Origin of the sequence: Edaphosphingomonas laterariae, from assembly GCF_900188165.1 — a bacterium.
In the GTDB taxonomy this organism is placed as follows: Bacteria; Pseudomonadota; Alphaproteobacteria; order Sphingomonadales; family Sphingomonadaceae; genus Sphingomonas_E; species Sphingomonas_E laterariae.
Genome location: NZ_FZOS01000002.1, coordinates 120,277 through 145,922, shown reverse-complemented (window position 1 = coordinate 145,922; position 25,646 = coordinate 120,277). Strand labels below are relative to the sequence as shown.

The following is a 25,646-nucleotide window of genomic DNA, read 5'->3' as shown; positions in this document are numbered from 1 at the left end:
GATCTCAGAAGAGACCGGACGACGGTGGAAGCGCCAGCGGGCGCGCCCGTCGCACCATCCCCAACGAACAGTGGAGCAGGGTGATGACCAGACATCCCTTCCTGATCCCGGCTTCGATGGCCTGCATTTCGATTGCCGCCGTCGGTGCCGCGTCCATGGCCCCGGCCCTTGCCGAGCCGCCCGTCACGACCATCATGGCCGCGCCGGATGGCACCCGCAATGTCCGCATTTCATACCGCGATCTCGATCTTGCCTCGGCCGATGGGCAAAAGGCGCTCGCCGCGCGCGTCCGCAAGGCCGGGCGGGTCGCCTGCGATGCGGATGATGCGGTATCGAGCTTCGATCCCGCCCGCCGTGCCTGCGTGCACGACGCCTATGCCGGCGCCCGCCCGCAAATGGCGGCCGCCATCGCCCGCGCCCGGACCAGCGATCTCGCCATGCAGACGATGGCGATCAGCTTCGGCATTCGTTCCGCCGACAGGCGTTGAGCCAGCGTGCGGGGGAAGGCCGTGGCGCCTCCCCCGTCTGCGCCGGTTCAGCTGGTCGCGATGGCGACCGAGACTTCCATGATCGGCAACGGATCCTCGGGCATGCCGCCGATGCTGACGGCCGTCCGCGACGTGAAGTTGAAGCACATCAAGGCCACCAGCATCGACGCCACTTCCGCGTCCGAAAATTCCGCCGCGACCTGACGGGCGGCATCCGCGTCCATCCCGGCGGGAAAGCCCAGATAGGCATCGGCCAGCGCGAGCGCGGCCTTCTCGCGCGGGGCGAGCGCGCTGGCCTGATAGCCATCGGCCACCAGTTCCGCCCGATCCTCGGTCAACCCGTCGGCGCGCGCGACATCGTAGCGCACCGATTTGCAGAACACGCAGTTCACGGTGCGCGCATTGCGCAGGCGAATGATCTCGAGCAGCGTAGGCGGCACAAGGCTGTCGCGCCAGACATGGCCGTTGAGCGCGATGATCTCGTCCACCGTTTCGGGCACCAGCCCCATCGCGCTGTCGCGGATGACATTGCCCGTCTGCGTCGCGGGGCCGGTGGCGCGGGGTTTAGCCGACATAAGCGGGCTCCTTGGCGGGAAGATGGGCGGACATGGCGCGCAGGCAGCGGGCCGCGCGGATGCGGCCGTCGAGACAGCCGAGCGCCTCGATCAGAAAGACAAGGCCAGGCTCGCCAAAATGGGCCTTCACATCGTCGGCCACGGCATCGGTGATCGATTGCGGGTCGGTCCAATAATATTCGGCGAACAACAGCACCGCGCGATCGCCTTCGGAAAAACCGTCCGCATCGAATGCCGCGCCCGCGATCACCGCATCGCGCCGCGCCCGTGCGACGGTCACGCCGGCCGGGCTGGCGGCGGCCAGTTCCACCGCATCGTCATGCAGCCGTGCCAGGGTCAGGCGGCAAAGCTCCAGCAATTCGGGGGGGATATGATCCTGCCTCCACAGGCGTTCCCACAGCCGAGCGAAGCTGGCGGCGGCCGGCCCTGCCTTGGCCAACGCGTCGTCCAGACTGACGCTGCTATAGTCTTCCGTCATCGGCCTCTCCCTTAAATCGTGGACATTCAGGCGATCGGCGCAAGCGCCGCGCGAACCATGGCTGGCAGATCGGGCGCCGCGCGGCCCATCCGCGCCGCGACGCTGAGGCCCTGGCTGGTGACGAACAGCCAGCGCGCCGTTGCCACCGGATCGAGATCGGCGCGGATCGTGCCGCCTGCCTGCCCCCGCGCGATCAGCCCGGCAAAGGCGCGTTCGATCCGTTCATGATAGCCATCGACGATGGCCGCCACGTCCGGGTCCGAACGGCCCATTTCGGTGATGGTGTTGACGATCAGGCAGCCGCGCCGGTCATAGCCTTCGCCATCGCCATGGGTCGCGCCGGTCGCGCGCTCGAAATAGGCGGCCACATCGTCGACCCCCTCGCCCGCTTCCAGAATGGCCAGATAGGGCGCGGCGACCGAGGCGAGATAATGGCCGAGCGCCGCATGGAACAGCCCGATCTTGCCGCCGAACGCCTTGTAGAGGCTGTGGCGGTTGACACCCGCGCTTCGGGTCAGCGCCTCGACATCACAAGCCGCGAAGCCGCTTTCCCAAAATGATCGCGCAGCCTGCGCGATCACCGCGTCGCGATCATAAGTGACGGGCCGTGGCATGGTGGGTGAGCGCGCCTCGCGGAATTACAGAATATACATTCTGTAAATAAGCGCGCACCGCCGGTCAACGGGTATGGGCGCCGTCAGCGGCGATCGCGATCCGCATCCTCGAAAATGCTGATGCCGCCCACCGCATCGCGGACCAATTGCCGCAGCGCGGGCAGATCGGTGATCGTCAACTGGCGCGCGCGCTGGACGGCGATGCCGCGCTGGGCGAGAAAGCCCATCTCGCGCGTCACCGCCTCGCGATGGGTGCCGATCCGCGCGGCGAGTTCGGCATGGGTCGGGCACGGCTCGATCGTCGCGTCCTGGCCATCCAGCCCCTCGCACAGCCGCAACAGCTCGCAATGCAGGCGTTCGCGCACGCGCAGCGCGTTCAGCTCGAACACCTTTTCCGTCAGGCTGCGGATCTGCATGGCCAGCCGCGCGGCGAGCCACAAGGCGCCGTCACTGCTTTCGGCGACGGCGGCGCGGAAGGCGGAGGCCGGCAGGCTCGCCAGTTGGCAATCGCTGAGTGCCGTGATCGTCGCGGAACGCGGCCGTTCGTCGATCGCCGCCAGTTCGCCGAACAGCGCGCCGGCAGCGAGATCGCGCAGGATCACCTCATGCCCGCCCAGCGAATAGAGCGCGACCTGCACCTTGCCTTCGAGCACGATATAGACCTGCGTGGACGGCGCACCGATTTCCAGCACGGTCTGCCCGGCCTTCGCCCGGACCGTCGCGGCATCGCGCCACAGGCGGCCGGCAAGGTCGCCCGGCAGCGCCGCCATCGCCTCCGGCAATCGACCGCGCGCATCCGCCACGACAGCCTCCCACGATTCGTGATGAGGGTGGATCGTAATTGAGCGGAGCGCCGGGTTCAAATGATGATGATATTGGCCAAGTCCCGGTCTTTTCGACAGGATTATCGTCAAGTAGCTCGACCATTTGCAATTAGGCGATCATTTCGAACGTGCTATGATTGATCTTGATGACGCCGGATCATCCAGTGCGATGGTATAGAGCGTCGCTGGTGCCGTCTTTTGTCCATTGTCGACAATCCGGGCGATGGTGATGCAAGCCGAAACTCCGCCGTCTGCACGTCCTGCATGGCGCCGCTATCTGACGATCCTGATGACGGATCTCAGCGGCTCGACGCGGCTCGCCGCGCGCATGGAGGCAGAGGATTTCGCCGCCCTGCTCGGCAATCTGCACGACATCTACCATCGCATGATCGCGCGCCATGGCGGCACCATCGCCCAGATCAGCGGCGATGGCGTGCTGGCGCTGTTCGGCTATCCCAAGACACTGGAGGATGATGGCCGGCGCGCCGTGGAAGCCGCGCTCGACCTGCACGAAGCGGTGCGCGGCCTGCCGCTGCCGACGCCGCTGGCGGGCGAGCGGTTGCGGCTCCATTCCGGCATCCATTCAGGCCTTGTGCTGTTGCATGAGGGCGATGCCGTGCGCGGCCGCTTCGAACTGCACGGCAACGCGACCAACATCGCCTCGCGCTTCTGCGATATCGCCGAAGCCGACGAGATATTGGCGAGCGAGGCGGCACTGGGGCCGGAACGCCATTTCTTCGCCACCGGCGAACGCATGGACATCAGGGTGCGCGGCAAGGACCGGCCGATCGCGGCCTTCCGCATCGAAGGCCGTGCCGATATCGGCACGCGCTTCGCCGCGCTCGCCCGGCGCGGTCTGACGCCCTTTACTGGCCGCCACGGCCCGCTCGCCGAACTGGAATCCGCGCTGGCCGATGCGATGGCGGGGCAAGGCCGGCTGGTCGCGATCGAAGCCCCGCCCGGCGTCGGCAAGACCCGGCTTGCCGATGAACTGCTCGACAGGGCCGCCGCGCAAGGGTGCCGGGTCGTTCGTGGCGATTGCCAATCCTATCTCGGCGCGGAGCCATTGCAGCCCTTCCTCCAGATGCTGCGCGCGATCTTCGCGGTCGATGGATCGGCGACCAACCTCCGCGCGGCCGATGCCGTCGCCGCTTTGCTCTCCAGCCTCGGCATCGATCTCGCCCGCCATGGCCGCACACTGCTCCACCTCCTTTCGCTGGGCCGGGGCGCCACCGGCGGCGAACTGATCGGCGATGCCGCGACGGCGCTTCGCGACCTGTTCGATCAGCTCGCCGCGCGCGCCCCCCTCGTCCTGTTCGTCGACGACTGGCAATGGGCGGACATTGCCTCGCGCCAGGTTCTCGATGCCGTGCGCGGTCTGCAGCAGCGGCCGATCCTGATCCTCCTCACCACGCGCGACGCGGCCGACAGCGACGGCGACATTCGCGACAGCCAGATCCTGCGCCTTGCGCCGCTGTCTGACGCCGAAACCGCGGAAGCGATCGACCGGCTGATTCCCGCCATCGACCCCTTCGTGCGCGAAAAGATCGGCGCCTATTCGGGCGGCAACCCGCTGTTCATCGAGGAACTGTGCCATTCGGCGATGGTGGGCGAGGAGGAACACCGGCCCCATGCCGGCAGCGCCTGGCTCGACATTCTGATCGAGGCGCGCTTCGCCCGCCTGCCCGACGCGCAGGCCGATCTCGCCCGGATCGCCGCGATCATCGGCACCGTCGTTCCGATCTGGCTGCTCGAACGCGTGACCGGCCATGACGGCGATCACCCGCTGGTCCGCGACCTGATCGAGCAGGATTTCATCCTGCCGGGCGAGCGCGACGGCACGCTGCGCTTCAAGCACGGCATCACCCGCGACGTGATCTACGATTCGGTGGGCCTGCGGATGCGGCGGACGTTCCACCACCGCATTGCCGAAGCGCTGCGCCAGCGCGGCGCGGACAGCGGGGAGGAGGAGTTTTACGAGGCGATGGCCTATCATTTCCGCGAGGGCGGAGATGCGGCCTCCGCTGCCCATTATGCCGAGCTGTCGGGCGACAAGGCGATGGCCGCGTCCGCGCTCGATCGCGCACAGGCGCAGTATCGCGTCGCGCTCGACGCGCTCGACCAGCTCGATGCCACCGACGACCGCTATCAGCGCTGGAACGGGATCGCGCGCCGGCTGGGCCTTGCCAGCGTGTTCGATCCATCGCGCGATCAGTTCGATATCTTCCAGCGCGCGCTTGCCCGCGCGATTGCCCATGGCGATGGCGGCGCGATCGCCTGGGCCGAATATTGGCTGGGCTATCTGAACTATGGGCTGGGGGAATCCGCCAAGGCGATCACCCATTGCGAACGGGCGCTGGCCGCCGCGCGCAATGCCGGCGATGATCGCCTGACCGTGCAGATCCGCGCGACGCTGGGCCAGGCGCGGGCCGCCACCTGCGATTATGACACGGCGCTTCCCTTGCTCGACGACGCGATCGCGGTGAAGCGCAGCCATCGCAGCGGCGGGCGGCCATCGGTCGGCACCGCCTATTCGCTGGCCTGCCGGGGCTTCGTTCTCGCCGATCGCGGCCAGTTTGGCGAAGCGCAGACCTGTTATGACGAAGCACTGGCGATGGTGCGCGGCGCCCAGCACGAGGTGGAAGGATCGATCTACACCCAGCTCAGCGCCGTCAGCCTGTGGCAGGGGCGCGCAAGCGATGCCGCGCGCTATGCGGCCGAGGGCGAGCGCGTCGCCAAGCATGCGCGTTCGCGCTACCTCTACGCCATGGCCCGCGCGCTTGGCGCCTATGCGCGCTGGCGCGCCGATGGCACCGAGGAGGCGCTGCAGGCGATCGTCGAGGCGACCGCGTGGCTGGAAACCGGGGAGCGCCAGCAGTTCATCTCGCTCAACCATGGCTGGCTGGCGGAAGCACTGGTGCAGCGCGGACGCATCGCCGAAGCCCGCCACCATGCCGCACGGGCGCTGCTACGCGCGCGCAAAGGCGATCGGCTGGGCGCCGCCATGGCCTGCCGCGCCATGGCCAGCGCCGCCGCGCTGGGCCATGGCCACAAGCCCGCCGCGCATTATCTGCGCATGGCCCGGCGCTCCGCCGCTGCCCGCCAGGCGCCGCACGAAATCGCCGCCATCGAACGGTGGACGGCAGAGCATGCCATTGCGGCCGCGCCGTCCGCTAGGCCAACCGCGACACTTTGAGGACGAGCGGCGACGGCTGCAGCGTGATGCGCCCGGCATCGAACAGCGCCGCCAATATCCCCAGCATCGTCCCCATCGCAAAGGCATAAGCCGGGCAGGCATGGGTGCCATGGCCCGTATCGTGCCGGTTGCCGCCGAAGACCGGATAGACGTCGTGCCCGCCCGCCGCCATGTCCTCGGCCGTGGCGGAGACGATGCCGATGACGATCAGATCGTCCCGCTTGATCGCCACCTTGCCCAGCCGATGCGCCTTTTTCGCGCGACGCCACACCATATCGGGCGCCGGGCGCTGCTGCATCGCGCGACACAAGGGCCGCAACAACGCCCCCCGCGCCCGTTCTAGCGGAGTTGCGCCCGGCTGCATCAGATAGGCCTGCTGCACCCGCCAGATCGTCTTGCCGTCTATCCAATCGTAAAAGGCCCAGCGCAGATTGCCCTCGGTGGGCGGCAGGAAGCCCGTCATCACGCCCACGATCGTGCGGGCGACAAGATCGTCATCATCGGGAAAGGCATCGAAGATCGCGCGGGAAATCGGCGCGGTCAGCCGTTCGGGCGTGCCGCGCATCGCGGCCACGAAATCCCGCACGGCCCGGCGCTCGGCCTGGCCCTGCGCCTTGCCATAAGCGATCGTCGCGGCCGGTGGATGCGGGTAGAACACGCTGCGCGACGTCGCCATGAAATCGCCGGGGCAGCGCGGCTTGCGCGTGGCGACATCGCGCCAATCCCACGCCCCCGGCTCGACATAGCGGCCTTCCGCGTCGGGGATGCCGAACCAGCGGTGGCTCAGCATGGCGAGCACGGCGTCGATATATTCGCGCTGGATATCGAACCGCGCCTCGGCGCCGAGGCCGAGTGCAAGGCTCGCCTCGACCATTCCGTCAAGCAACCCGCTTGCCGCGCCATAGGCGTCGGCGAAGGCCTCGTCCTCGCCGATCTTCATGATCGCGGCGTTGGTCGGCCCAGCCTCCACATCATAAGCGGCGCCGCGATCATTGCCGAGGAAGATCATCCCGAAGGATGCCGCCATCCGTTCGCCATAGCCCGCCACCGTGTAGCGGCCATGCCGATCGACATAGACCTCGTCGACCAGAGCGCGGCTGCCGACGAGCACGCCGAAGGGGGTGCGCAACACACCGCCGTGCAGGTCGCGCACCGCCGCCCAGATGGCGGGGCCATCCCCCTTCTTGCCGGGATCCTTGGAATAGAAATCCTCAAGGCAGGTTCGCCAGGCCGTGAACCGCTCCGCCTCGGGCAGCGCCTGCAGCCGTTCGATCAGATCCTGGCCGGTGCGCGCACGCGGCGGCGGGCCGGCGGCGGCGATCGCGCGCATCGCCGGGATCGCCGGCATGAAGAGGTAGAGGCCCCATTGCAGTTCCACCATCGGCCCATGCGCGCCGACATCGGCCCGGACCGTGCCACCATGATCGTCAAGGAAATGGAAGGTCTGCGGATCACCACCTGCGCGCACGCCGATCAGCGGATCATGCCGGGCGGTGGCGATGCCGGTGCTGTTGCCGCCGCTGATCCAGCGCTGGATCACCTCGAACTGTTCGGCGATGCTGGAATTATACGCCATGAAGACGATGCCGCGATCGCCCTTCGCGGCGGATTTCGCGGGTGGGCCGTAAGACATGCCGCGTCGCAGGATGCGGGGCATCTGGCTGTTATCCGGCGCGCGCGGATTGGCCCGGCGCGCATGGGCCTGTAACGGGCAGACGGCGCCCTGTTCGTCGCCGGCGAAATCATAATCATTTCCGTCGCCGCTGATCTGCCCGGTCAGCGCCCGGCCATCGGGCCAGCGCCCCATCAGCTTGGCGCGGAACAGATCCCCGTCCATGCCCGCCGGACGCGCGGCAACAAGCGCGTCCAGCGCCGCCACATTCTGCCGGAGCTTGCGGACGACGAGGAAGGTGCCGTTGTCGAGATAGGCATCGGGCGGCGGCGGCGCGGCATCGCCCCGATCATTGACATGGCCGCAGAGGATTTCCCCGGCCGCGACGCGATCGCGCGCCGCCCCGGCTGGCCCCGCGCCCGCGATCCACGGCTGGCTCAGGCCATCGCGAAAACCGAAATGTTCGCGCAGCGGGTCCGCGATCGCGGCGGCGCGGCGCATCGGCTGGACGGCGAGCAGGCGGACGCCGGTCTGCCCCACCTGCGCGGCGAGCTCGGCAATGCGGCCGGCCAGCGGATGCGCGGCATCGCCGACGATCTCGTGCCCGGCATGGGCGCTGTGGGTGCGCAACTGAATCACGATATCCACCTCGGCCAGCTCGACCGGCGCGGCGGCACCGGCTTCCGGCCAGCGCGGCGGCAATTGCCAGTTGCGCGGATGGGCGGCATGAACATCGCCCAAAAGATCGGCGCGATCTTCCATGCCTTCGCGAAACTCGCGCGGGAAGCGTGCCAGCGCGGCTTCCGCCACGCCCAGCCGGCCGAGGCCATTGAAGGTGAAGGCCGCCGTCTGCCAGATCGCACCGTCGGGCTTGGCCGTCGCCTCGCTGTCCACCTCGTCCGCCAGACGATCGACAAAGGCCCGCGCTTTGGCCGCATCCACCACCTGCAGCAGCAGCAGCGCGCCGTGCGTCATGCAGGCGCGGCCTTCGTCGTGGCCCGAAAGAATGCCTGCCTGAATCTGTTCGGGCCGGATGGCCAGCCGGTCAGGCACCGGCACCGGTGGTGCGGGCGGCGTGAGGTTCAGCCAGGCAATCTGCGCCTGCAGGCGATCGCGGATCGGGGCCGGCAAGGCGGGGATCGCGGTCTGCCCCCATGGGCCGAGCAGGCTCTGGGCCGCGCGCAGCAGATATTTGCCGTGCGCGTCCATCTGGTCGGGCGGATAATGATCGGCGAGATGGTAGAGCGAGATCAGCAGCTCGATCCCCATCTGGGTGATCACCCGGCCGTCGGTTTGCGGGTTGGCGGCGCCGCGTTGCAGATCGGCCTTCGCCCGCGCCTCGGGCCGTTCCGCCGTCGCGGTGGCAAGGCGCCATTCACGCCGCACGGGATCATGCTCCTCGCGCGCCACCTGTTCCATCTCGGTCAGATAGGCGAAATCGTCGACGGTGAGGCCGGTGGAGGCAAAGAAGAAGCCGGTATCGATCTGGCTGTCGCGCACCCAGGCGGCATATTCGTCGAAGCTGTGGTCCTCCGCCGTGACATAGCCCTGGCAATTGCAGAAGATCAGATCGAGCAGCGATCCCAACGGCCGCCAGATCAGCCGGATATAGGGTTCCCACCCGCGATCGAAGGTGGCGGCAAGCAGCAGCCGGCGGGGTTCGGTATCGAGGATCGCGAGCCGGAAGGACCGGATCGAACGGATTCGTTCGGTCGCCTCCACGAACGGCTTCAGCGTGTAATATTCGCGCGATGTCTTGCGGATGCGGAACAGCGCCTCCAGCGTCGTGCGCAGGCGGGTTTCGTAGGTCACGTCCGCGAAGGAATCGATGAACCCCGGCTTGATCTCGGCGCAGACGAAGAGATCGCTGATCCCTTCCAGATGCTTGCTTTCAAACGGCTTCCCCATGGCCATCTCCGTCGGATGCGCAGGCATGCGCAGAAACGGTGGACACAACGCGACAGATTGCCGCGCCGGGCGCGGGCGACCGCATGGGTATGTCGTGGGCACCTGATCGCCGCGCGCAACGCCGGCCCGCACCGCGTCGGCCGAAAAGGGGCGATTCGCGCTATAGCATAGATGGCGGGATCGGCCTGCGGCTTCTTTGGCGGCCATGCGCGCCGCGCGCGCCGGCCGATCCCGGATTGGTCAGCCCTGGCTGCCGGCCCACCAGACGAGCAGCAGGAAGCCGCCGCCCATGAACACGTTGAACAGCGGCAGCGCGCGGAAGGCATCGCGCGCCTCGGGCTTGGCGAAACGCTGGGCAACCATGCTGGGCGTCCACAGCAGCCACAATTCGGCTGTCACCACCGTGATCCACGCCGCGACCCCGGCCCAATAGCCGAAATCACCGGCGATCAGCGCGCGGGCCTTGGTGGGCGATACCGGCACATAGCCGGAAAGCATCAGGCCCACCGTCATCGGCGTGGTCAGCACCAGCAACACCAGCCAGGCCGGGTGCGCGATCAGGCGCAACGTGCCCTGCCCGCCACCGGCCGCCCCCGGCAGGGACAGGCGCAACGTGGCGACCAGCGCCATCAGGGTCAACGCGGCGGCCACCGCCCAGATATCGAAGGCCGGCATCACGCGGCCGCCCCCTGTTCGATGGCCGGGCCGGCCTTGGCCGCCTTGTCGACCTCGAACGTCTCGCCCGGCTTGCCGAACAGCACGCCCAGCTTCTGCCGCATGGACGGCGCGGCGCGGAAATCGCGCGCCAGATAACGGAATTCATGGGCGAGGATCTTGGCCGGGTTGTTCGATTTCACCTGGCGGGTGATGCCATAGACCGGCGGCACATCCTCTTCCAGCCGCTGATAGGTGCCGAACACATGGTCCCAGATGTTGAGCAGCCCGCCATAATTGCGGTCGATGTAGAGCGGGTTGCTGGCATGGTGGACGGCATGGTTGCTGGGGCTGACGAACAGCCATTCGAACCACGGCGCCAGCCGGCCGACGCGTTCGGTGTGGCAGATCGACTGAAAGGCCGGCCCGCTCATCGCGAACAGCACCAGCACCAGCGGCTGGAAGCCCAGCAGCACCAGCGGCGCCCAGGTGAGGAAGCGATAGACGGTGGAAAACGGCGTGTGGCGCAGGTTCACCGTGAAATCATAGGTTTCGGCCGAATGATGGATCGAATGATCCGCCCACAGGATCCGCACCTCATGCCCGGCGCGATGGAACCAGTAATAACCGAATTCACCGACGATGAAGTAGATCGGCAGCGTCCACAGCTCCACCGGCACGCGCAGCGGCGTCCAATGATAAAGCTGGAACAGGCCGGCGATCAGCAGGGCGTTGAGGATGATCGCTTCGGCCAGCGGGCCGAAGGGGAAGAGCAGCATGTTGGCCAGCCCTTCGCCGTGCAGCGGGCGCTTGCCTTCGCGCCAGCGCAGGAACAGCTCGCTCGCCACGCAGAACAGCAGGAATATGCCGAACCCCGACCCGTAGATGGTGACGGCTTTCGCCACCACCGATGCAAAATCGCCTTCCATTCCGTCGTCCCATCCCTTTTCGATATGTTCTTGTTAAGCCACGAAACCTTCAGCGTTTCGCGATCAGCGCCGCGAGCCCGTCGAGCAGCCGCTCGATATGGAACGCGAAGAAATCGTCATAATGGCCAGGCGCCGCTTCCAGCGCGAGCATCGCTTTGACCGGCGCGTGGAGCCGCGCGTCCATGCTCGCCACCTGTTCCGCGCTCAGGCTGTGCGGGCTGGCGCGATCGCGCAATTCGCTGTTGATCGCGCCCATGATCACGCTCCACGCCCACAGCGTGACGCGGCCGAGTTCGCTGCCGTCGAACCCCATCCGGCGCAGCGCCTCGACCAGCATGACCGAGCGATCGAACCAGGCGATCGACACCTGCCCTTCCCAGCTGAGCATCATGATCAATTGGGGATGGCGCAGGAAGAAGGCGCGTGTGCCGTGCGACCAGGCAGCGATCGCTTCCGCCGGCGTCGCATCGGCGTCGACGGAGACGACCAGCTCCTCCAGCATATGCGCGGTCAGCGCCTGATGGAGATCGTGGATGTTCGAGAAGTAGGTGTAGAGCGTCATCGGCGTCACGCCGAGCGCGCGGGCCACGCCGTTCAGCGAAACCGTGGTTTCCGGCTCCCGTTCAAGCAGGTCGGCCGCCGCCGCGACGATCGCTTCGCGCGATAGCCGCCGTGGCCGCCCCCGTGCCCCCGCCTTCTCCTGAACCTCGGCCATTGCTTGTCCGCCGCATTAAATTATGCGGCATATAATATATGGCACAAGGGATGTTGCCAAGCCCCTCACAGGCGCGGCCGAGCACGCAGCGCAAGCCACGGGAAACGTTTCAAAAAATCTCGAAAATTCAGGCGTGCACGGCCCTCAGCGGACCTGCCGCTTCTCCAGCTTGCGGGCCAGTGTGCGGCGATGCATGCCCAGCCGCCGGGCCGCTTCGGAGATGTTGAAATCGGTATCCACCAGCGTCTGGTGGATATGTTCCCATTCCAGCGTCTTGATCGATGTCTGGCGGCCATCCACCGGCACTTCGGTGTCGCCCTCGGTCCGGCCGAACGCCGCCTCGATATCATCGGTGTTCGACGGCTTGGCGAGATAGTGGGAGGCGCCCAGCTTGACCGCCTCGACCGCGGTGGCGATGCTGGCGAAGCCGGTCAGCACCACGATCTGCATTTCGGGATCATGCGCGTGCAGCGTCTGCACGCAGGTCAGCCCCGAGGCGCGGCCGAGCTTGAGATCGACCACCGCGAAGGCAGGATTGTGGCTGGCGAGCAGTTCGACCAGCTCTTCATGGCTCGCCACCGCGACCACGCGATAGTCGCGGCGCTCGAACGAACGCTTGAGCGTGCGGGCGAAGGCCTCGTCATCCTCGACTATGAGGAGCAAACGCTCGCCGTCGTCCGTCATCGTCCATCCTTCGCATAAGCGACTGCCGCCAGCGGCAGCATCAGGGTCACGGCGGCGCCGCCGCCTTCGGGGTTGCGCGCTTCGGCCTTGCCGCCCAGCTTGCGCAGCACGTTGACGAGCAGGAACAGGCCCAAGCCACCGCCCGGACGGCCCTTGCTCGATTGATAAGGCTGGCCGAATTTCTCCAGCATTTCAGGCGCGAAGCCAGGGCCGGCATCCCGCACCTCGATGACCAGCTGGTCGGCCGCGCGCGTGGCGGTGATGCCGATCCAGTTGGGCGAAACCTCGGCCGCATTGTCGATCACATTGTCGATCACCTGTTTCAGCACGGGATCGGAAACGATCGCCATGTCCTCGCCGAAACGATCCTCGAAGCGAATGGTGCCCGCCAGCCGGCTCGACCGCCATTCGGCGACGATATCTTCCAGAAAGCGCCGCACCGTCGTCACCGCGGGCGCGACGCCACGGGCCTCACCGGCAGACACCAGAATGTTGCTGACGATGGTCTTGCAGCGCAGCACCTCGGCCTGCATGTCGGCGATGTCCTGCGCCAGATCGGGATCGCTGGCGAGACGCGGCATCCGCTGCCAATCGCCCAGGATCACCGACAGCGACGACAAGGGCGTGCCCAGTTCGTGCGCCGCGCCGGAAGCGAGCAGGCCCATGCGCACGATATGCGTCTCTTCCGCCGCCTGCTGCCGGATATCCGCCAGCGCGGCATCGCGATCGCGCAGGTTGCGGGCGATCCGCGCGACCAGCTGGACGAGCAGCACCGCGATCAGCGCGAAGCAGATGAAGCTGCCCCACAGATAAAGGTCGAACAGGCTGTCTTCATAGCCGGTCGGCAGGTCGAGCGGGCGATAGTCGATCGCCAGCCACAGCAGGCAGAAGGCCGACACGCCGACGAGCAGCCAGCTGGACCAGGGCGTGAGCAACATCGCGCCGATCACCACCTGCAACAGGAACAGCGGCGCGAACGGATTGGTGATGCCGCCGGTCTGGTGGAGCTGCCAGGTCAACGCCGCCACGTCGCACAACAGCGCCATGAACAGCTCGCCATTCTTCACCACCGCGCGGCGGCGGACATAAGGCAGGCTGGCAAGGTTGAGCACGATCAGCGCCGCCGGCGCTACCAGTAACGATCCCAGCGGCAGGCGAATGCCCATCAGGCTGTGGACGACGATGATCGTGGTCAGCTGGCCGGTCACCGCGATCCAGCGAAGCTGCAACAGCAGCAGCATGTTCTTGCGGCCGGCCGCCGCCGCCGCCGGCCCGTCTTCCGCGTCGGCGGCCTCGCGTGTCCACAGGGCGCTGATCATGCCTCGGCCTCTCCCTGCCGCAATTCATGGCGGACGACGAGCCCGGCGCCCAGCGCCAGCAGCGCGGCGAGCCCGAACCAGGTGAGGGCATAGCCCAGATGGTTGTTGTTGAAACGGATCACCGTCAGCCCGCCGATCGGGTAGCCGCCGGCATTGGCCGTGGCATCGGCGTCGATGAAATAAGGCGCGACCGGGCCGAGCCCGCGTGCGGACGCGATCGCGGCAACGTCGCGCGAATACCAGCGTTCGGCGGCGGGCTCGTTGGTGCGGAGGAAGCCGCCCTTGGGCTCGCTCATCCGCATCAGCCCGGTGACCACGGTTTCGCCGGCAACCTGCCCTTCCGCGCGCCGGCCGGGCGCCTTGCGGTCGGCCGGCACGAAGCCGCGATTGACCAGGACGGTGAAGCCGCGATCGCTGGCCATCGGCGTCAGCACCCAGAAGCCGGCGCCACGCACCGTTGCCGCCTGCACCAGGGTCTCGCGATCATGCAGGAAGCGGCCCTGAAGCCGGACACGGCGATACCCGTCGCGCGCCTCGCTGACCGACGCCCATTGCGCGAGCCCCGGCGCGGCCACGGGCGCTGCATCCACCCGCGCTTCCACCCGTGCGATCAGATCGAGCTTCCAGGCCCGCCGTTCGACCTGCCAGATGCCCAGCGCGATCAATGCGACAAATCCTGCCGCCGCCAGCAAAGCCAGCAGCAGCAGGCGCGCGGCGCGGCGCGGCGATCGTCGCTGATGTCCTGCCGCCATTCCCCCCGAAGCGTCGCGCGGGTCATCGCCCGCGCGCGCGTTTGGGTTCACGGCATCTGGCTCATGTCGTGGGACATGGGCATCATGTTGGTATTGAGGTGGTACATCACCCACAGCGACCCCGTCATCGTGATCACTACGAGGATGATCGTAAAGATGAGGGCCATCATCGTCCACCCACCTTCCGAACGGCTGTTCATGTGAAGGAAGTAGATCATGTGGACGACGATCTGGACGACGGCGAAGGCCATGATGACCATCCCGGTCATCTGGTCGTTCGCCAGCGCGTCGGTCATCACCAGCCAGAACGGGATCGCGGTCAGGATCACCGACAGGATGAAACCCGTCACATAATCCTTCATCGAACCATGGGCGTGCCCGTCGTCATGGTGGTCGCTATGGCCGTGATCACCGTGTCCGTGATCGCCATGTTCGGCGTGCGAACCAGAGCTCATCGCAGCATTCCCATCAGATAGACAAAGGTGAAGACGCCGATCCAGATGACGTCGAGGAAGTGCCAGAACAGGCTGAGGCACATCAGGCGGCGCTTGTTGGCCGGAACCAGGCCGCGACGGCTGACCTGCACCATCAGCGTCACCAGCCAGATCAGGCCGAAGGTGACGTGCAGGCCGTGCGTGCCGACCAGCGTGAAGAAGGTCGACAGGAACGCGCTGCGCTGCGGGGTCGCGCCTTCATGGATCAGGTGCGCGAACTCGTAGAGTTCGATGCCCAGGAAGGCGAGACCGAACAGGCCGGTCACCGCCAGCCACAGCTGCGTCGTGCCGGTGCGGCCCTTCTGCATCTCCAGCATCGCGAAGCCGTAGGTGATCGACGAGAAGAGCAGCATCGCGGTGTTGAGCGCGATCAGCTTCAGATCGAACAGATCCTTCGGCGACGGACCGGCCGCATAGTTCGCGCCCAGCACGCCATAGGTGGCGAACAGGATCGCGAAGATGAGGCAGTCGCTCATCAGGTAGAGCCAGAAGCCCAGCATCGTGCTGGAGCCTTCCGGGTGATGCGGCTCTTCCGCGAGGTGGTAGAGCGGCCGGCCGTCCGCCGTGTTCAGGTTCAAGCTGATATCAGCCATGGCTTATGCTCCCGCGCTGAGCAGGCGCGTCCGCTCATTCTCCGTCGTGATCACGTCCTCGACCGGGATGTGGAAATCGCGCTTATAGTTGAAGGTATGGGCGATCGCGACCGCCAGCAGCGCGACGAAGCTGAGCCCCGCAAGCCACCAGATGTACCAGATCAGCGCGAAACCGCAGACCGTGCTCAGCCCCGCCAGAATGATCCCGGTGCCCGTGTTGCTGGGCATGTGGATCGAACGGAAGCCGGCCAGCGGACGCTCATAGCCGTTCTTCTTCATGTCGGCCCAGGCATCCAGGTCGTGGATGACGGGCGTGAACGCGAAGTTATAGTCCGGCGGGGGCGACGAGGTCGCCCATTCGAGGGTGCGGCCGCCCCAGGGATCGCCCGTCGTGTCGGCCAGCTGCTTCCGCTTCATGAAGCTGACGAAGAACTGGATGAACATGGCGGCGATGCCCATGGCCACGATCGCGGCGCCGATGGCGGCGATGACGAACCAGATCTGCAGCGACGGATCGTCGAACACGCGCATCCGGCGGGTCACGCCCATCAGGCCCAGGATGTAAAGCGGCGTGAAGGCCATCCAGAAGCCGATCTGCCAGCACCAGAAGCTCACCTTGCCCCAGAACACGTCGAGCTTGTAGCCGAACGCCTTGGGCCACCAGTAGTTGATCGCCGCGAACAGGCCGAACAGCACGCCGCCGATGATCACGTTATGGAAGTGCGCGATCAGGAACAGCGAGTTGTGCAGCACGAAGTCCGCCGGCGGAACGGCAAGCAGCACGCCGGTCATGCCGCCGATGGTGAAGGTCAGCATGAAGGCGACGGTCCACATCATCGGCAGTTCGAAGCGGATGCGGCCGCGATACATGGTGAACAGCCAGTTGAACAGCTTGGCGCCCGTCGGGATCGAGATCACCATCGTGGTGATGCCGAAGAAGCTGTTGACGCTCGCGCCCGAACCCATCGTGAAGAAGTGGTGGAGCCACACGAGGTACGACAGCACCATGATGCAGACGGTGGCGTAGACCATCGAGCTGTAGCCGAACAGCCGCTTGCCCGAGAAGGTCGAGGTGACTTCCGAGAAGACGCCGAACAGCGGCAGGATGAGGATGTAGACCTCCGGGTGGCCCCAGATCCAGATCAGGTTCACGTACATCATGGCGCTGCCGCCAAAATCGTTCGTGAAGAAGTTGGTGCCGACATAGCGATCGAGCGACAGCAGCACGAGCGTGGCGGTCAGGATCGGGAAGGAGGCGACGATCAGGATGTTCGCGCAGAGCGAGGTCCAGGTGAACACCGGCATGCGCATCAGCTTCATGCCCGGCGCGCGCAGCTTCACGATCGTGGCGATCAGGTTGATGCCCGATAATGTCGTGCCGACACCGGCTATCTGCAGTGCCCAGATATAATAATCGACGCCGGTCGCCGGGCTGTATCCGATGCCCGAAAGCGGCGGATAAGCGAGCCAGCCGGTCTGCGCGAATTCACCCACGAACAGCGACATCATGACCAGCACGGCACCGGCCGCCGTCATCCAGAAGCTGAAATTGTTCAGGAAGGGGAAGGACACGTCGCGCGCGCCGATTTGCAGCGGCACGATATAGTTCATCAGGCCGGTGATGAACGGCATCGCCACGAAGAAGATCATGATCACGCCATGGGCGGTGAAGATCTGGTCGTAATGGTGCGCGTTCAGATAGCCTTCGGACCCGCCGAACGCCATCGCCTGCTGGAGACGCATCATCACCGCGTCGGCAAAGCCGCGCACGAACATGATGAGGCCGAGGATCATGTACATGATCCCGATCCGCTTATGATCGACGGTGGTGAACCACTCGTTCCAGAGATAACCCCAGAGGCGGAATTTGGTGATGGCACCGACGGTCACGAGGCCGCCGATGACGACCGCGATGAAAGTCGCGACGACGATCGGCTCGTGCAGCGGCAGCGAGTCAAGCGACAGGCGGCCGAAGATCGGGCTCAGGGCAGCGGCGGGATGCGTATCCATGGAAAGCTCAGCTGACATCAGGAGTTCGTGGGACGCGAAGGCTTCGCGTCAGCGGTGGCGCTTGCGCCGGGACGGGGCAGGCCGGCGCCGGTGAGCGGCGCCTGATCGGCGGCCGGACGGGCGGCGGCAGCCTGCCGCACCGGCGCCGGGGGCGCGCAGATCGCGCCGACGACGACGGGTTCGGACGCCAGCACCGCACCACGGCGGGCATGCTTGTCATAGGTAAGCTGGCGGACGTTGCGGATGCCTTCCTTGCCCAGGCCGCCCTTGGCGTCGATCGCCATCATCTCGCTCATGCACATCTTGCCGGGCTCGACGCACATGTTGACGATGGCGTTGTAGAGGCCCTCCTCGATGCCCGCGAAACGCGCCACCGGCACATTTTCGCTCGGCTGTTCGAGCTTCAGATAGACATTGCGATCGAGCGGGCCGTTGCCGGCCTTCGCCTTGGCCACCCACTCGGCGAACTGCGCGTCGTTCAGGCCATGGAAGCGGAAGCGCATGCCCGAGAAGCCGGCGCCGCTATAGTTGGCGGAGAAGCCCTCATAATTGCCGGCCTTGTTGATGACGGCGTGGAGCTTCGTCTCCATGCCCGGCATCGCATAGATCATGCCGGCGAGCGCGGGGACATAGAAGGAGTTCATCACCGACGACGAGGTGATGCGGAAGTTGATCGGCCGGTCGACCGGCGCGGCAAGCTCGTTCACCGTGGCCACGCCATATTGCGGGTAGATGAACAGCCACTTCCAGTCGAGCGCGACGACCTCGACTTCCAGCGGCTCGACCTCGGCCGCGATCGGCTTGCCTTCGGCCACGCGGGCGATCGGGCGATAGGGATCGAGCAGGTGGGTGCTCACCCAGGTCAGCGCGCCCAGGCAGATGATGATCAGCAGCGGCGCCGCCCAGATCAGCAGTTCCAGCTGAGTCGAATGGTCCCATTCCGGCTCGTAACGGGCTTCCTTGTTCGACTGGCGATAGCGCCAGGCGAACAGCACCGTCAGCGCCATCACCGGCACGATGATGACCAGCATCAGCACCGTGGACGCGACGATCAGCCACGCCTGCTGCTGGGCGATATCGCCGGCGGGATCGAGCACCACCGCATTGCACCCGCCCAACAGGGCAAGCGCGCTGAGGAGAGCGAGCGGACGCGCGCCACGAAGGGCCCGCAACAGGGAGGCGGCTGACGGAATCATGGCCCGGCGCCTAATGCTGCATCGCGGCGGGCAACATAGGACATTTTGTCCAATCCCCTTGTTCATCGCGGAGAGCGAAGGGGGATATAGTCTGCTGCGCTTGCGTAGCGGGCGACTCGTGCCTGATTGAAATTTGTTCAGGGCCGCGCAGGCGCGCGGCCGTCCGCGCTTGTGCCGGACCGTGCTTGTAAGGAGTGATTGATGAGTGCAGGGACGGCAGCCGCCGGCGCAAGCGGGCAGGACGCGCGGCACGGAAAGATTTCGCCCGGTGAGATCGCGATCGGCGTGATCATCGGCCGGACGTCGGAGTTTTTCGACTTCTTCGTCTATGCCATCGCATCGGTGCTGGTGTTTCCGAAGGTGGTCTTCCCCTTCGTCGATCCGCTGACCGGCACGCTCTATTCCTTCGCGATCTTCGCGCTGGCGTTCGTCGCCCGCCCGATCGGCTCGCTGATCTTCATGGCGGTCGACCGCGCTTATGGCCGCGGCATCAAGCTTACCATCGCCCTGTTCCTGCTCGGCGGGTCAACCGCCGCGATCGCCTTCCTGCCCGGCTATGAAACGGTCGGCATGGCATCGGCGGTGCTGCTCGCCCTGTTCCGCATCGGCCAGGGCCTTGCGCTGGGCGGCGCGTGGGACGGCCTCGCCTCGCTGCTCGCGCTCAACGCGCCGGAAAAGCGCCGCGGCTGGTATGCGATGATCCCGCAGCTTGGCGCCCCGCTCGGCCTGATGGTGGCCAGCGCGCTGTTCGCTTATTTCGTCTATGCGCTGCCGGCCGCCGATTTCCTTGGCTGGGGCTGGCGCTATCCGTTCTTCGTGGCGTTCGCGATCAACGTCGTCGCCCTGTTCGCGCGGCTGCGCATCGTCGTCACGCCCGAATATGAACGCCTGTTCGAAACCCGCGACCTGCAGCCCGCGCCGGTGATGGATACCGTGCGCCAGGAAGGCCGCACGATCGTGATCGGCGCCTTCGCGCCGCTCGCCAGCTTCGCGCTGTTCCACATGGTCACCGTGTTCCCGCTGTCCTGGGTGTTCCTGTTCACCGAGGAAGGCCCCTATCGCTTCCTGCTGATCGAAGTGATCGCCGCCGCGTTCGGCGTGCTGGCGATCATCGCTTCGGGCCTGATCGCCGACAAGGTCGGCCGCCGCACCCTGCTCGGCTTCTCGGCCGCCGCGATCGCCGCCTATAGCGGCTTCGCCCCGCAGCTGCTCGACGCCGGGGAACTGGGCGAGCTGGCCTTCATGGTGCTCGGCTTCATCCTGCTCGGCCTCGCCTTCGGCCAGTCGTCGGGCGCGGTGTCGTCCAGCTTCTCGCCCACCCACCGCTACACCGGTTCGGCGCTGACGTCGGACCTTGCCTGGCTGGTCGGCGCGGGCTTCGCGCCGCTGGTCGCGCTGCTGCTTTCGGCCAATTTCGGCCTGATCTCGGCCGGTGCCTATCTGTTGTCGGGCGCGATCTGCACGCTGCTCGCGCTTTGGATCAACAAGGGCCTTGCCGGCTCGATGAACTGATCGGTTCGGCCGCCCCGCCTTGTCGCGCGACCCGCGCGTACATAGGTGGGGCGGCATGACCATCCCCCACCCGCTCGACCGCCCTGTCTGGAACGCCCTTGCCACCGGCTGGTCGGCCCTGGCGCAGGGCGATGACAAGGCCCGCCGGCTCGATCCGGCCTTCGGCCCCTTCGCCGCCAGCGCGGACGGCTCCCCCGAAAATCTTGCGGCGCTGACCGCGCTGCTCCCGGCGGACGGCGCCTTGTGGATCGTCGAAACCGGCGCGCTCGCCCCGCCGCCCGGCGCGGTGCAGCTGCGCACCACCGACCTGCACCAGATGGTCGCGCCGCGCATCACCCCCGCCGCCCCGCATTTCACCATCGAACCGCTCACCGCCGCCGATGCCCCGGACATGCAGGCGCTCGCCCGGCTCACCGAGCCCGGCCCCTTCGCCGCGCGCACGCATGAACTGGCCGAGTTTCTGGGCGTCAAACAGGATGGCAAGCTGGTCGCGATGGCGGGCGAACGGATGCGGCCGCAGGGCTTCGCCGAAGTCAGTGGCGTCTGCACTCACCCCGATCATCGCGGGCAGGGCTATGCCGGCGGGCTGATGCGCGCGGTGGCGGAACGCATCCTCGCACGCGGCGAAACGCCGTTCCTCCACGTCTATCCCAGCAACACCGGGGCGATCGCGCTTTACGAGGCACTGGGCTTCGTCCTCCGCCGGCCGATCACGCTGACCCTGCTGGCACGCGCGGACGCACCGCCCGCCGCATAATCCCCCATCCATCGACGGACCGGCGCCGGCGGGTTAGCATCGCCGGCATGACGCTGGTCACGTTCCCCGAACTCGGCACGGCCTGGTATGTGTTCGAGTGGCTGATCCGCCTCGTCATGCTCGTCGTCGTGCCGCGCCGGCGCGCGCCGACGGCGGCGGCCAGCTGGCTGTTGCTGATCTTCTTCCTGCCCGTGCCTGGCCTGCTGCTGTTCCTCGCCATCGGCAGCCCCAAATTCCCGCAATGGCGCAGCGATCGGTTCCGCCGGCTCGCCCCGCGCGCCGACGCGCTCGTCGCCCGGCTTGCTGCCGCCCCCGCCACGCTGGACGGGCGGGACAAGGATATCGCCGCCCTCGCCCAGCGGCTCGGCCGTCTGCCCCCGGTCGGCGGCAATGCCGTTGCCCTGATCGACGATTATGACGGGATGATCCGCCAGCTGATCGCCGACATCGACGGCGCGCGCCGCTCGGTCCGCCTGCTCGTCTACATCTTCGCCGACGATGCGACCGGGCGCGCGGTGATCGCCGCTCTCGCCCGCGCCGTGGCGCGCGGGGTCGCCTGTCATGTGCTGGTCGATCCGGTCGGCTCGCATCGCTGGGTGCGCGGCACGCTCCAGCTGCTGCGCGCGGCCGGCGTCGACGTGCGGACGACGCTGCCGATGCGGCTGCTGCGTGGCCGCACCCGCCGCGACATGCGCAACCACCGCAAGCTGTTCCTGATCGACGGCGCGATCGGCTATGCCGGATCGCAAAATATCGTCGACAAGGATTTCCGCCCGGGCGTCGTCAACCGCGAACTCGTCGTGCGCGCCGAAGGCCCGATCGTCGCGGAGATGGACGGGCTGTTCGTGGCCGACTGGTTCCTCGAAACCGAAGCGATGCTCGATGCCGCCCCGGCGATCCCGCCCGCCGCCGGCCCGGTCACCGCGCAACTGCTGCCGAGCGGCGCGGATTTCCAGCGGCGCGGCTTCGAAACGCTGCTCGTCTGGCAATTGCACCAGGCCCGTCATCGCGCGGTGATCGTCACCCCCTATCTGATCCCCAACGAGGATCTTCTCGCCGCCATGCAGACGGCATCGCTGCGCGGGGTGGAGGTCCATCTGGTCGTATCCGCGGTGGTCGATCAGGCGCTCGTGAACCTCGCCCAATCATCCTATTATGACGAGCTGCTGCGCCATGGCGTCCGCATCCACCGCTTTCGCGATTATCTGCTCCACGCCAAGAGCGTCAGCATCGACGGCCGCCTCGCCATCGTCGGATCCAGCAATGTCGATATCCGCTCCTTCCAGCTCAACGAAGAAGTGAGCCTGCTGCTGTTCGGCGCGGACGCCGCGGCCCCGCTCGATGCGATCCAGCGCGGCTATATCGCGGGCAGCGACGAACTGACCCTCGACGCGTGGCGCCGCCGGCCGACGCCGCGCAAGATCGGCGAGAATCTCGCCCGGCTGATGAGCCCGCTGCTCTGACAGCCGGGCACCCGCGCTGGAACGCACGCCGCCCGACCGAGTTGTCCACCTGTATCGGCCCTCCAGCGAAAAGGTTGCCGGCCATGATCCTTCGCATCGCCGCCCCACTGTTTGTCGTCCTCGCCTGCGCGAGCGGCGCCAACGCGCAACTGCCCACCGAACTGCCCAGCGCGTCGGCCGGGATCCCCGACCTCGCGACCCAGGGCATCGGCAACGCCGCCGGCGTGCTGGGCTATTGCATGAAGAACAAGCTGCTCGGCAGCGCGCCCGATGCGGGATCGGTGCTCGATCAGCTGAAGCAAAAGCCCGAAGCCGAAAGCTCGCCCGATCTCGCGGCCGGCGAAGCGGGCAACATCCAGCTTGGCAATGGCGGCAGCTTTTCGATCGACAAGGCACCCAAGCAGCTGAAGTCCAAGGCCTGCGACATGGTTCTCAAGCAGAGCAAGTCGCTGCTTTAGGCCAGGTGCGCGTCAGGGGCGGAAGGTGGCGCTCAGTATGAAGCGGTCCGATCCCTCGCCCCAATTATATTCGGCCTGCAGCGCGAAATGGCTGCTCAGTTCGAGGTTGAAGCCGTTGATGATCGCCCAGGGCTGGTGGGTCGAAAGATCGACCCGGTAGCGCAGCGTCACCGGATCGCCATCCTCGAACGCCGGCCCGCTCTGCACCACGCCCGATACGCGCGCGTCGAAGTCGAAATAATTGGCGCCCACATAAGGCGTCAGGATCACCGATTCGTTGAAATGCAGGCGCGGCCCCAACCGCAGGCTGATATCGGTGGTGGTGAGATCCGATCGATCGCCGGATGCGATGCTGAAGGTGCGCGCGATCGATGCGGCGACGAACCAGTCGTTCGATCCATAGGCCAGGATCGAACCCAGCGTGATCGCCGTGCTATCGACCTTCGCTTCGAAGGGCAGCTTCATCGTGCCGCAGGGCTTGGCCGGGCGGCAGAAGGGAAAGGGCACGAAGGCATCGAGATCGATGTCGACGCCGACATCGACATGCCCCTTCACCTTGCCGATGCCCGCGAAGAGATTGAGGAAGGGAAAGACCCACAGGTCGGCCTTGAACTCGGTGTTCGAGGTGTGGGATTCGAGCTTGTCGGTCGTCACGAACGGCACTTCCAGCAGGTCGCCATCCGGCACTTCGGTGCCCTTGGCGATGGCGACGGCCAGATTGTCGCTGTCCATGTTCTGGCGGTTGTGGATGGTCATGCCGCTCATGCCGAAGGCGCGCTGAATCCGATATCCCCGCTCGCGCGCCTGGTGCGCCCATATGGGGAATAATGGCTCGCGGCGACGTTCGGCTTCCGCCGGTGCTGCATCGGCGGCCGGCATCGGGGCAGCGGCCGATATGTCACCGGCGCCGGCTGGCGGCTCTCCCGGCTGATCGGCAGGTTGGGGACCATAAACGACCAGCGCATCCTCCGCGAACGCCGGCGGTGTCCACCCCGCCGCCATGCCCGTCGCGATGATGATCAACGCTCGCCTGTGCATCGCGGATCGCCCCTCTTCGCTCCGATGCGCGCGCAACCGCCCGGCCGTGCACGCCCCTGATGGCCACACACGATCAACCGTCGGAAAGGTTTTGCCAATGCGGGATTGTCCCGATGGTAATGCGCGCGCCGCAATCTATCCTCCTGCCGGCTGGACGGAGGAAGACATGCGCCTCGTTTTGCGTGGTATCGCGTTGCTCGCGCTGGCAGGCCAGGCGCTCCCCGCCGCAGCGCAGGACACCGCCTTGCAGGCAACGCCCGGCAAGCAGTTGATCGATCAGGCCCGCACGCTGACGTCGGACAAGATACCCGCCGGCGACGAAGCGGCCACCGCCCCCAGCAGCAAGCCGGATCTGGTGCTCGCGCCGATCCCGGTGTCCAGCCCGGCCGTCGGCACCGGCCTCGCGGCGGCGGGCGTGCTTTTCTACAATCCCAATCGCTCGGCCCAGCCATGGGTCAGCGGCGTCGCCGGGGGCTATACCAGCACGGACAGCTGGGGCGTCGGCCTGTTCCACAGCATGTCCTTCGCGCGCGATCGGCTGCGCTTTCTCGGGCTTGCCCTTTATGGCGAGGCCAATCTCGATTTCTATGGCATCGGCCCCGATGCCGGCGCGGCCGGCAAATCGGTGGAACTGAACGACAAGGCCTTTGCCGGGCTGGTCGATCTGGAAGGCCAGATCTTCACCAAAGGATTGTTGCGCCACCTCTATTTCGGCGGGCGGGTGCTATATATGAATCTCGACGCCTCGGCCGCGATACCCCTGCCCGGCCGGCCCGATCTGATCCCCCCCAAACTTGAACGCGACAGCACGATCGCGATGATCGGCCCCGCCTTCACCTTCGACAAGCGCGACAATTCCACCAATCCGCGCAAGGGCGTCTATGTGCAGGGCTCGCTGCTCTATGGCGCGAAGTGGCTGGGTAGCGATTTCGACCATCATAAGCTGTCGATCGCCGGCAATGCCTATTTCCCGCTGGCCAAAACCACCGTGCTCGCCTTTCGCAAGCAGGCGTGCAGCGTTTCGGGCGACGCGCCTTATTATGATCTCTGCCTGTTCGGCCAGCATGGCGATCTGCGCGGGTTCGAAGCCGGGCGTTATCGCGACGGCGCCAGCTGGGCCTTCCAGCTCGAAATACGCCAGCACATTGCCGGCCGCTTCGGCATGGTGGCATTTGGCGGCGTGGGCGGCATCGCCGAAAATGCGAAATCGGTGTGGAAGGACAGCACGGTCCTCGGATCGGGCGGTATCGGCCTGCGCTACCTCGCCTCGGAAAGCGCCAATGTGAACCTGCGCGCCGATCTTGCCTGGGGCAAGGATGGCGGCGCCTTCTATTTCGGCATCGGTGAAGCCTTCTAGGCGGCGTGGATGAGTTCCAA

General features: G+C 66.6%; 23 protein-coding genes. 7 read left to right on the top strand and 16 right to left on the bottom strand.

The genetic code is table 11. The features are described 5' to 3' along the window. Positions 1-83 precede the first annotated feature (83 nt). Positions 84-488, top strand: a complete 405-nt coding sequence (locus tag CHB74_RS03085) for a UrcA family protein (protein WP_089218148.1) — start codon at positions 84-86, stop codon at positions 486-488. A 47-nt stretch (positions 489-535) separates the two neighbouring features. On the opposite strand, the gene CHB74_RS03080 is transcribed toward CHB74_RS03085, so the two are convergent. The 4 genes from CHB74_RS03080 to CHB74_RS03065 form a co-directional block, all read right to left on the bottom strand. After that, a complete protein-coding gene (locus CHB74_RS03080) occupies positions 536-1,063 on the bottom strand; it encodes a carboxymuconolactone decarboxylase family protein (RefSeq protein ID WP_089218147.1) in 528 nt (175 codons plus the stop codon). After that, positions 1,053-1,541 (bottom strand): carboxymuconolactone decarboxylase family protein, encoded by a 489-nt coding sequence (locus CHB74_RS03075; RefSeq protein ID WP_089218146.1) that lies wholly within the window; start codon positions 1,539-1,541, stop codon positions 1,053-1,055. Before CHB74_RS03075 ends, CHB74_RS03080 begins: the two co-directional genes overlap by 11 nt. 26 nt (positions 1,542-1,567) lie before the next feature. Then, positions 1,568-2,155, bottom strand: a complete 588-nt coding sequence (locus CHB74_RS03070) for a TetR/AcrR family transcriptional regulator (protein ID WP_089218145.1) — start codon at positions 2,153-2,155, stop codon at positions 1,568-1,570. Positions 2,156-2,238: 83 nt separating this feature from the next. Further along, positions 2,239-2,958, bottom strand: coding sequence for a Crp/Fnr family transcriptional regulator (locus CHB74_RS03065; RefSeq protein WP_144033699.1), 720 nt, complete (start codon positions 2,956-2,958; stop codon positions 2,239-2,241). 310 nt (positions 2,959-3,268) lie between these two features. On the opposite strand from CHB74_RS03065, the gene CHB74_RS03060 reads away from it, so the two are divergent. Beyond that, a complete protein-coding gene (locus tag CHB74_RS03060; RefSeq protein WP_179220696.1) occupies positions 3,269-6,175 on the top strand; it encodes an ATP-binding protein in 2,907 nt (968 codons plus the stop codon). Here CHB74_RS03060 and CHB74_RS03055 read toward each other — a convergent pair. The 11 genes from CHB74_RS03055 to cyoA all read right to left on the bottom strand — a co-directional run bounded on the left by CHB74_RS03055 (position 6,153) and on the right by cyoA (position 19,041). After that, positions 6,153-9,695 (bottom strand): Dyp-type peroxidase, encoded by a 3,543-nt coding sequence (locus tag CHB74_RS03055; protein ID WP_179220695.1) that lies wholly within the window; start codon positions 9,693-9,695, stop codon positions 6,153-6,155. The genes CHB74_RS03060 and CHB74_RS03055 overlap by 23 nt on opposite strands. Before the next feature lie 240 nt (positions 9,696-9,935). Beyond that, complete coding sequence (locus CHB74_RS03050) at positions 9,936-10,370, bottom strand: hypothetical protein (protein ID WP_089218141.1); 435 nt, start codon at positions 10,368-10,370, stop codon at positions 9,936-9,938. After that, on the bottom strand, positions 10,370-11,278 hold the full coding sequence (locus tag CHB74_RS03045) for a sterol desaturase family protein (protein WP_089218140.1): 909 nt from the start codon (positions 11,276-11,278) through the stop codon (positions 10,370-10,372). Before CHB74_RS03045 ends, CHB74_RS03050 begins: the two co-directional genes overlap by 1 nt. Positions 11,279-11,327: 49 nt before the next feature. Continuing rightward, entirely contained in the window at positions 11,328-11,993 is a 666-nt protein-coding gene (locus CHB74_RS03040; RefSeq protein WP_089218139.1) for a TetR/AcrR family transcriptional regulator, read from the bottom strand. Between the two features lie 144 nt (positions 11,994-12,137). Then, complete coding sequence (locus CHB74_RS03035) at positions 12,138-12,677, bottom strand: response regulator transcription factor (protein ID WP_089218138.1); 540 nt, start codon at positions 12,675-12,677, stop codon at positions 12,138-12,140. Continuing rightward, positions 12,674-13,996: an ATP-binding protein gene (locus CHB74_RS03030; protein ID WP_089218137.1), complete on the bottom strand. Its 1,323-nt coding sequence runs from the start codon at positions 13,994-13,996 to the stop codon at positions 12,674-12,676. The genes CHB74_RS03035 and CHB74_RS03030 overlap by 4 nt, the downstream gene beginning before the upstream one ends. Next, complete coding sequence (locus CHB74_RS03025) at positions 13,993-14,748, bottom strand: SURF1 family protein (RefSeq protein ID WP_089218136.1); 756 nt, start codon at positions 14,746-14,748, stop codon at positions 13,993-13,995. The genes CHB74_RS03030 and CHB74_RS03025 overlap by 4 nt, the downstream gene beginning before the upstream one ends. A gap of 47 nt (positions 14,749-14,795) precedes the next feature. Then, positions 14,796-15,203 carry a cytochrome o ubiquinol oxidase subunit IV gene (gene cyoD, locus CHB74_RS03020; protein ID WP_089218135.1) on the bottom strand — a complete coding sequence of 136 codons (408 nt, stop codon included), beginning with the start codon at positions 15,201-15,203 and terminating at the stop codon, positions 14,796-14,798. Then, entirely contained in the window at positions 15,200-15,835 is a 636-nt protein-coding gene (gene cyoC, locus CHB74_RS03015; protein ID WP_089218134.1) for a cytochrome o ubiquinol oxidase subunit III, read from the bottom strand. The genes cyoD and cyoC overlap by 4 nt, the downstream gene beginning before the upstream one ends. A gap of 3 nt (positions 15,836-15,838) precedes the next feature. Then, positions 15,839-17,845, bottom strand: a complete 2,007-nt coding sequence (gene cyoB, locus CHB74_RS03010; protein ID WP_089218133.1) for a cytochrome o ubiquinol oxidase subunit I — start codon at positions 17,843-17,845, stop codon at positions 15,839-15,841. Positions 17,846-17,862: 17 nt separating this feature from the next. Then, positions 17,863-19,041 carry a ubiquinol oxidase subunit II gene (gene cyoA, locus CHB74_RS03005; RefSeq protein ID WP_089218132.1) on the bottom strand — a complete coding sequence of 393 codons (1,179 nt, stop codon included), beginning with the start codon at positions 19,039-19,041 and terminating at the stop codon, positions 17,863-17,865. 201 nt (positions 19,042-19,242) lie between these two features. Between cyoA and CHB74_RS03000 the strand changes: the two genes are divergently transcribed. The 4 genes from CHB74_RS03000 to CHB74_RS02985 all read left to right on the top strand — a co-directional run bounded on the left by CHB74_RS03000 (position 19,243) and on the right by CHB74_RS02985 (position 23,231). After that, positions 19,243-20,553: an MFS transporter gene (locus tag CHB74_RS03000; RefSeq protein WP_089218131.1), complete on the top strand. Its 1,311-nt coding sequence runs from the start codon at positions 19,243-19,245 to the stop codon at positions 20,551-20,553. Positions 20,554-20,608: 55 nt separating this feature from the next. Beyond that, positions 20,609-21,310, top strand: coding sequence for a GNAT family N-acetyltransferase (locus CHB74_RS02995; protein ID WP_089218130.1), 702 nt, complete (start codon positions 20,609-20,611; stop codon positions 21,308-21,310). Positions 21,311-21,357: 47 nt separating this feature from the next. Further along, positions 21,358-22,773 carry a cardiolipin synthase gene (gene cls, locus CHB74_RS02990; protein ID WP_089218129.1) on the top strand — a complete coding sequence of 472 codons (1,416 nt, stop codon included), beginning with the start codon at positions 21,358-21,360 and terminating at the stop codon, positions 22,771-22,773. An 83-nt stretch (positions 22,774-22,856) separates the two neighbouring features. After that, positions 22,857-23,231 (top strand): DUF2501 domain-containing protein, encoded by a 375-nt coding sequence (locus tag CHB74_RS02985; RefSeq protein WP_089218128.1) that lies wholly within the window; start codon positions 22,857-22,859, stop codon positions 23,229-23,231. A gap of 12 nt (positions 23,232-23,243) precedes the next feature. On the opposite strand, the gene CHB74_RS02980 is transcribed toward CHB74_RS02985, so the two are convergent. Next, positions 23,244-24,269 carry an autotransporter outer membrane beta-barrel domain-containing protein gene (locus CHB74_RS02980; RefSeq protein ID WP_218821373.1) on the bottom strand — a complete coding sequence of 342 codons (1,026 nt, stop codon included), beginning with the start codon at positions 24,267-24,269 and terminating at the stop codon, positions 23,244-23,246. Positions 24,270-24,435: 166 nt separating this feature from the next. Here CHB74_RS02980 and CHB74_RS02975 point away from each other — a divergent pair, with 166 nt between their 5' ends. After that, positions 24,436-25,626: a BamA/TamA family outer membrane protein gene (locus CHB74_RS02975; protein ID WP_089218126.1), complete on the top strand. Its 1,191-nt coding sequence runs from the start codon at positions 24,436-24,438 to the stop codon at positions 25,624-25,626. Positions 25,627-25,646: the final 20 nt, after the last annotated feature.

Coding starts and splice junctions, on each gene's coding strand:
- CHB74_RS03085 (WP_089218148.1), top strand. CDS start 84: ATGACCAGACATCCCTTCCTGATCCCGGCTTCGATGGCCTGCATTTCG.
- CHB74_RS03080 (WP_089218147.1), bottom strand. CDS start 1,063: ATGTCGGCTAAACCCCGCGCCACCGGCCCCGCGACGCAGACGGGCAAT.
- CHB74_RS03075 (WP_089218146.1), bottom strand. CDS start 1,541: ATGACGGAAGACTATAGCAGCGTCAGTCTGGACGACGCGTTGGCCAAG.
- CHB74_RS03070 (WP_089218145.1), bottom strand. CDS start 2,155: ATGCCACGGCCCGTCACTTATGATCGCGACGCGGTGATCGCGCAGGCT.
- CHB74_RS03060 (WP_179220696.1), top strand. CDS start 3,269: ATGACGGATCTCAGCGGCTCGACGCGGCTCGCCGCGCGCATGGAGGCA.
- CHB74_RS03055 (WP_179220695.1), bottom strand. CDS start 9,695: ATGGGGAAGCCGTTTGAAAGCAAGCATCTGGAAGGGATCAGCGATCTC.
- CHB74_RS03050 (WP_089218141.1), bottom strand. CDS start 10,370: ATGCCGGCCTTCGATATCTGGGCGGTGGCCGCCGCGTTGACCCTGATG.
- CHB74_RS03045 (WP_089218140.1), bottom strand. CDS start 11,278: ATGGAAGGCGATTTTGCATCGGTGGTGGCGAAAGCCGTCACCATCTAC.
- CHB74_RS03040 (WP_089218139.1), bottom strand. CDS start 11,993: ATGGCCGAGGTTCAGGAGAAGGCGGGGGCACGGGGGCGGCCACGGCGG.
- CHB74_RS03035 (WP_089218138.1), bottom strand. CDS start 12,677: ATGACGGACGACGGCGAGCGTTTGCTCCTCATAGTCGAGGATGACGAG.
- CHB74_RS03030 (WP_089218137.1), bottom strand. CDS start 13,996: ATGATCAGCGCCCTGTGGACACGCGAGGCCGCCGACGCGGAAGACGGG.
- CHB74_RS03025 (WP_089218136.1), bottom strand. CDS start 14,748: ATGGCGGCAGGACATCAGCGACGATCGCCGCGCCGCGCCGCGCGCCTG.
- cyoD (WP_089218135.1), bottom strand. CDS start 15,203: ATGAGCTCTGGTTCGCACGCCGAACATGGCGATCACGGACACGGTGAT.
- cyoC (WP_089218134.1), bottom strand. CDS start 15,835: ATGGCTGATATCAGCTTGAACCTGAACACGGCGGACGGCCGGCCGCTC.
- cyoB (WP_089218133.1), bottom strand. CDS start 17,845: ATGGATACGCATCCCGCCGCTGCCCTGAGCCCGATCTTCGGCCGCCTG.
- cyoA (WP_089218132.1), bottom strand. CDS start 19,041: ATGATTCCGTCAGCCGCCTCCCTGTTGCGGGCCCTTCGTGGCGCGCGT.
- CHB74_RS03000 (WP_089218131.1), top strand. CDS start 19,243: ATGAGTGCAGGGACGGCAGCCGCCGGCGCAAGCGGGCAGGACGCGCGG.
- CHB74_RS02995 (WP_089218130.1), top strand. CDS start 20,609: ATGACCATCCCCCACCCGCTCGACCGCCCTGTCTGGAACGCCCTTGCC.
- cls (WP_089218129.1), top strand. CDS start 21,358: ATGACGCTGGTCACGTTCCCCGAACTCGGCACGGCCTGGTATGTGTTC.
- CHB74_RS02985 (WP_089218128.1), top strand. CDS start 22,857: ATGATCCTTCGCATCGCCGCCCCACTGTTTGTCGTCCTCGCCTGCGCG.
- CHB74_RS02980 (WP_218821373.1), bottom strand. CDS start 24,269: ATGCACAGGCGAGCGTTGATCATCATCGCGACGGGCATGGCGGCGGGG.
- CHB74_RS02975 (WP_089218126.1), top strand. CDS start 24,436: ATGCGCCTCGTTTTGCGTGGTATCGCGTTGCTCGCGCTGGCAGGCCAG.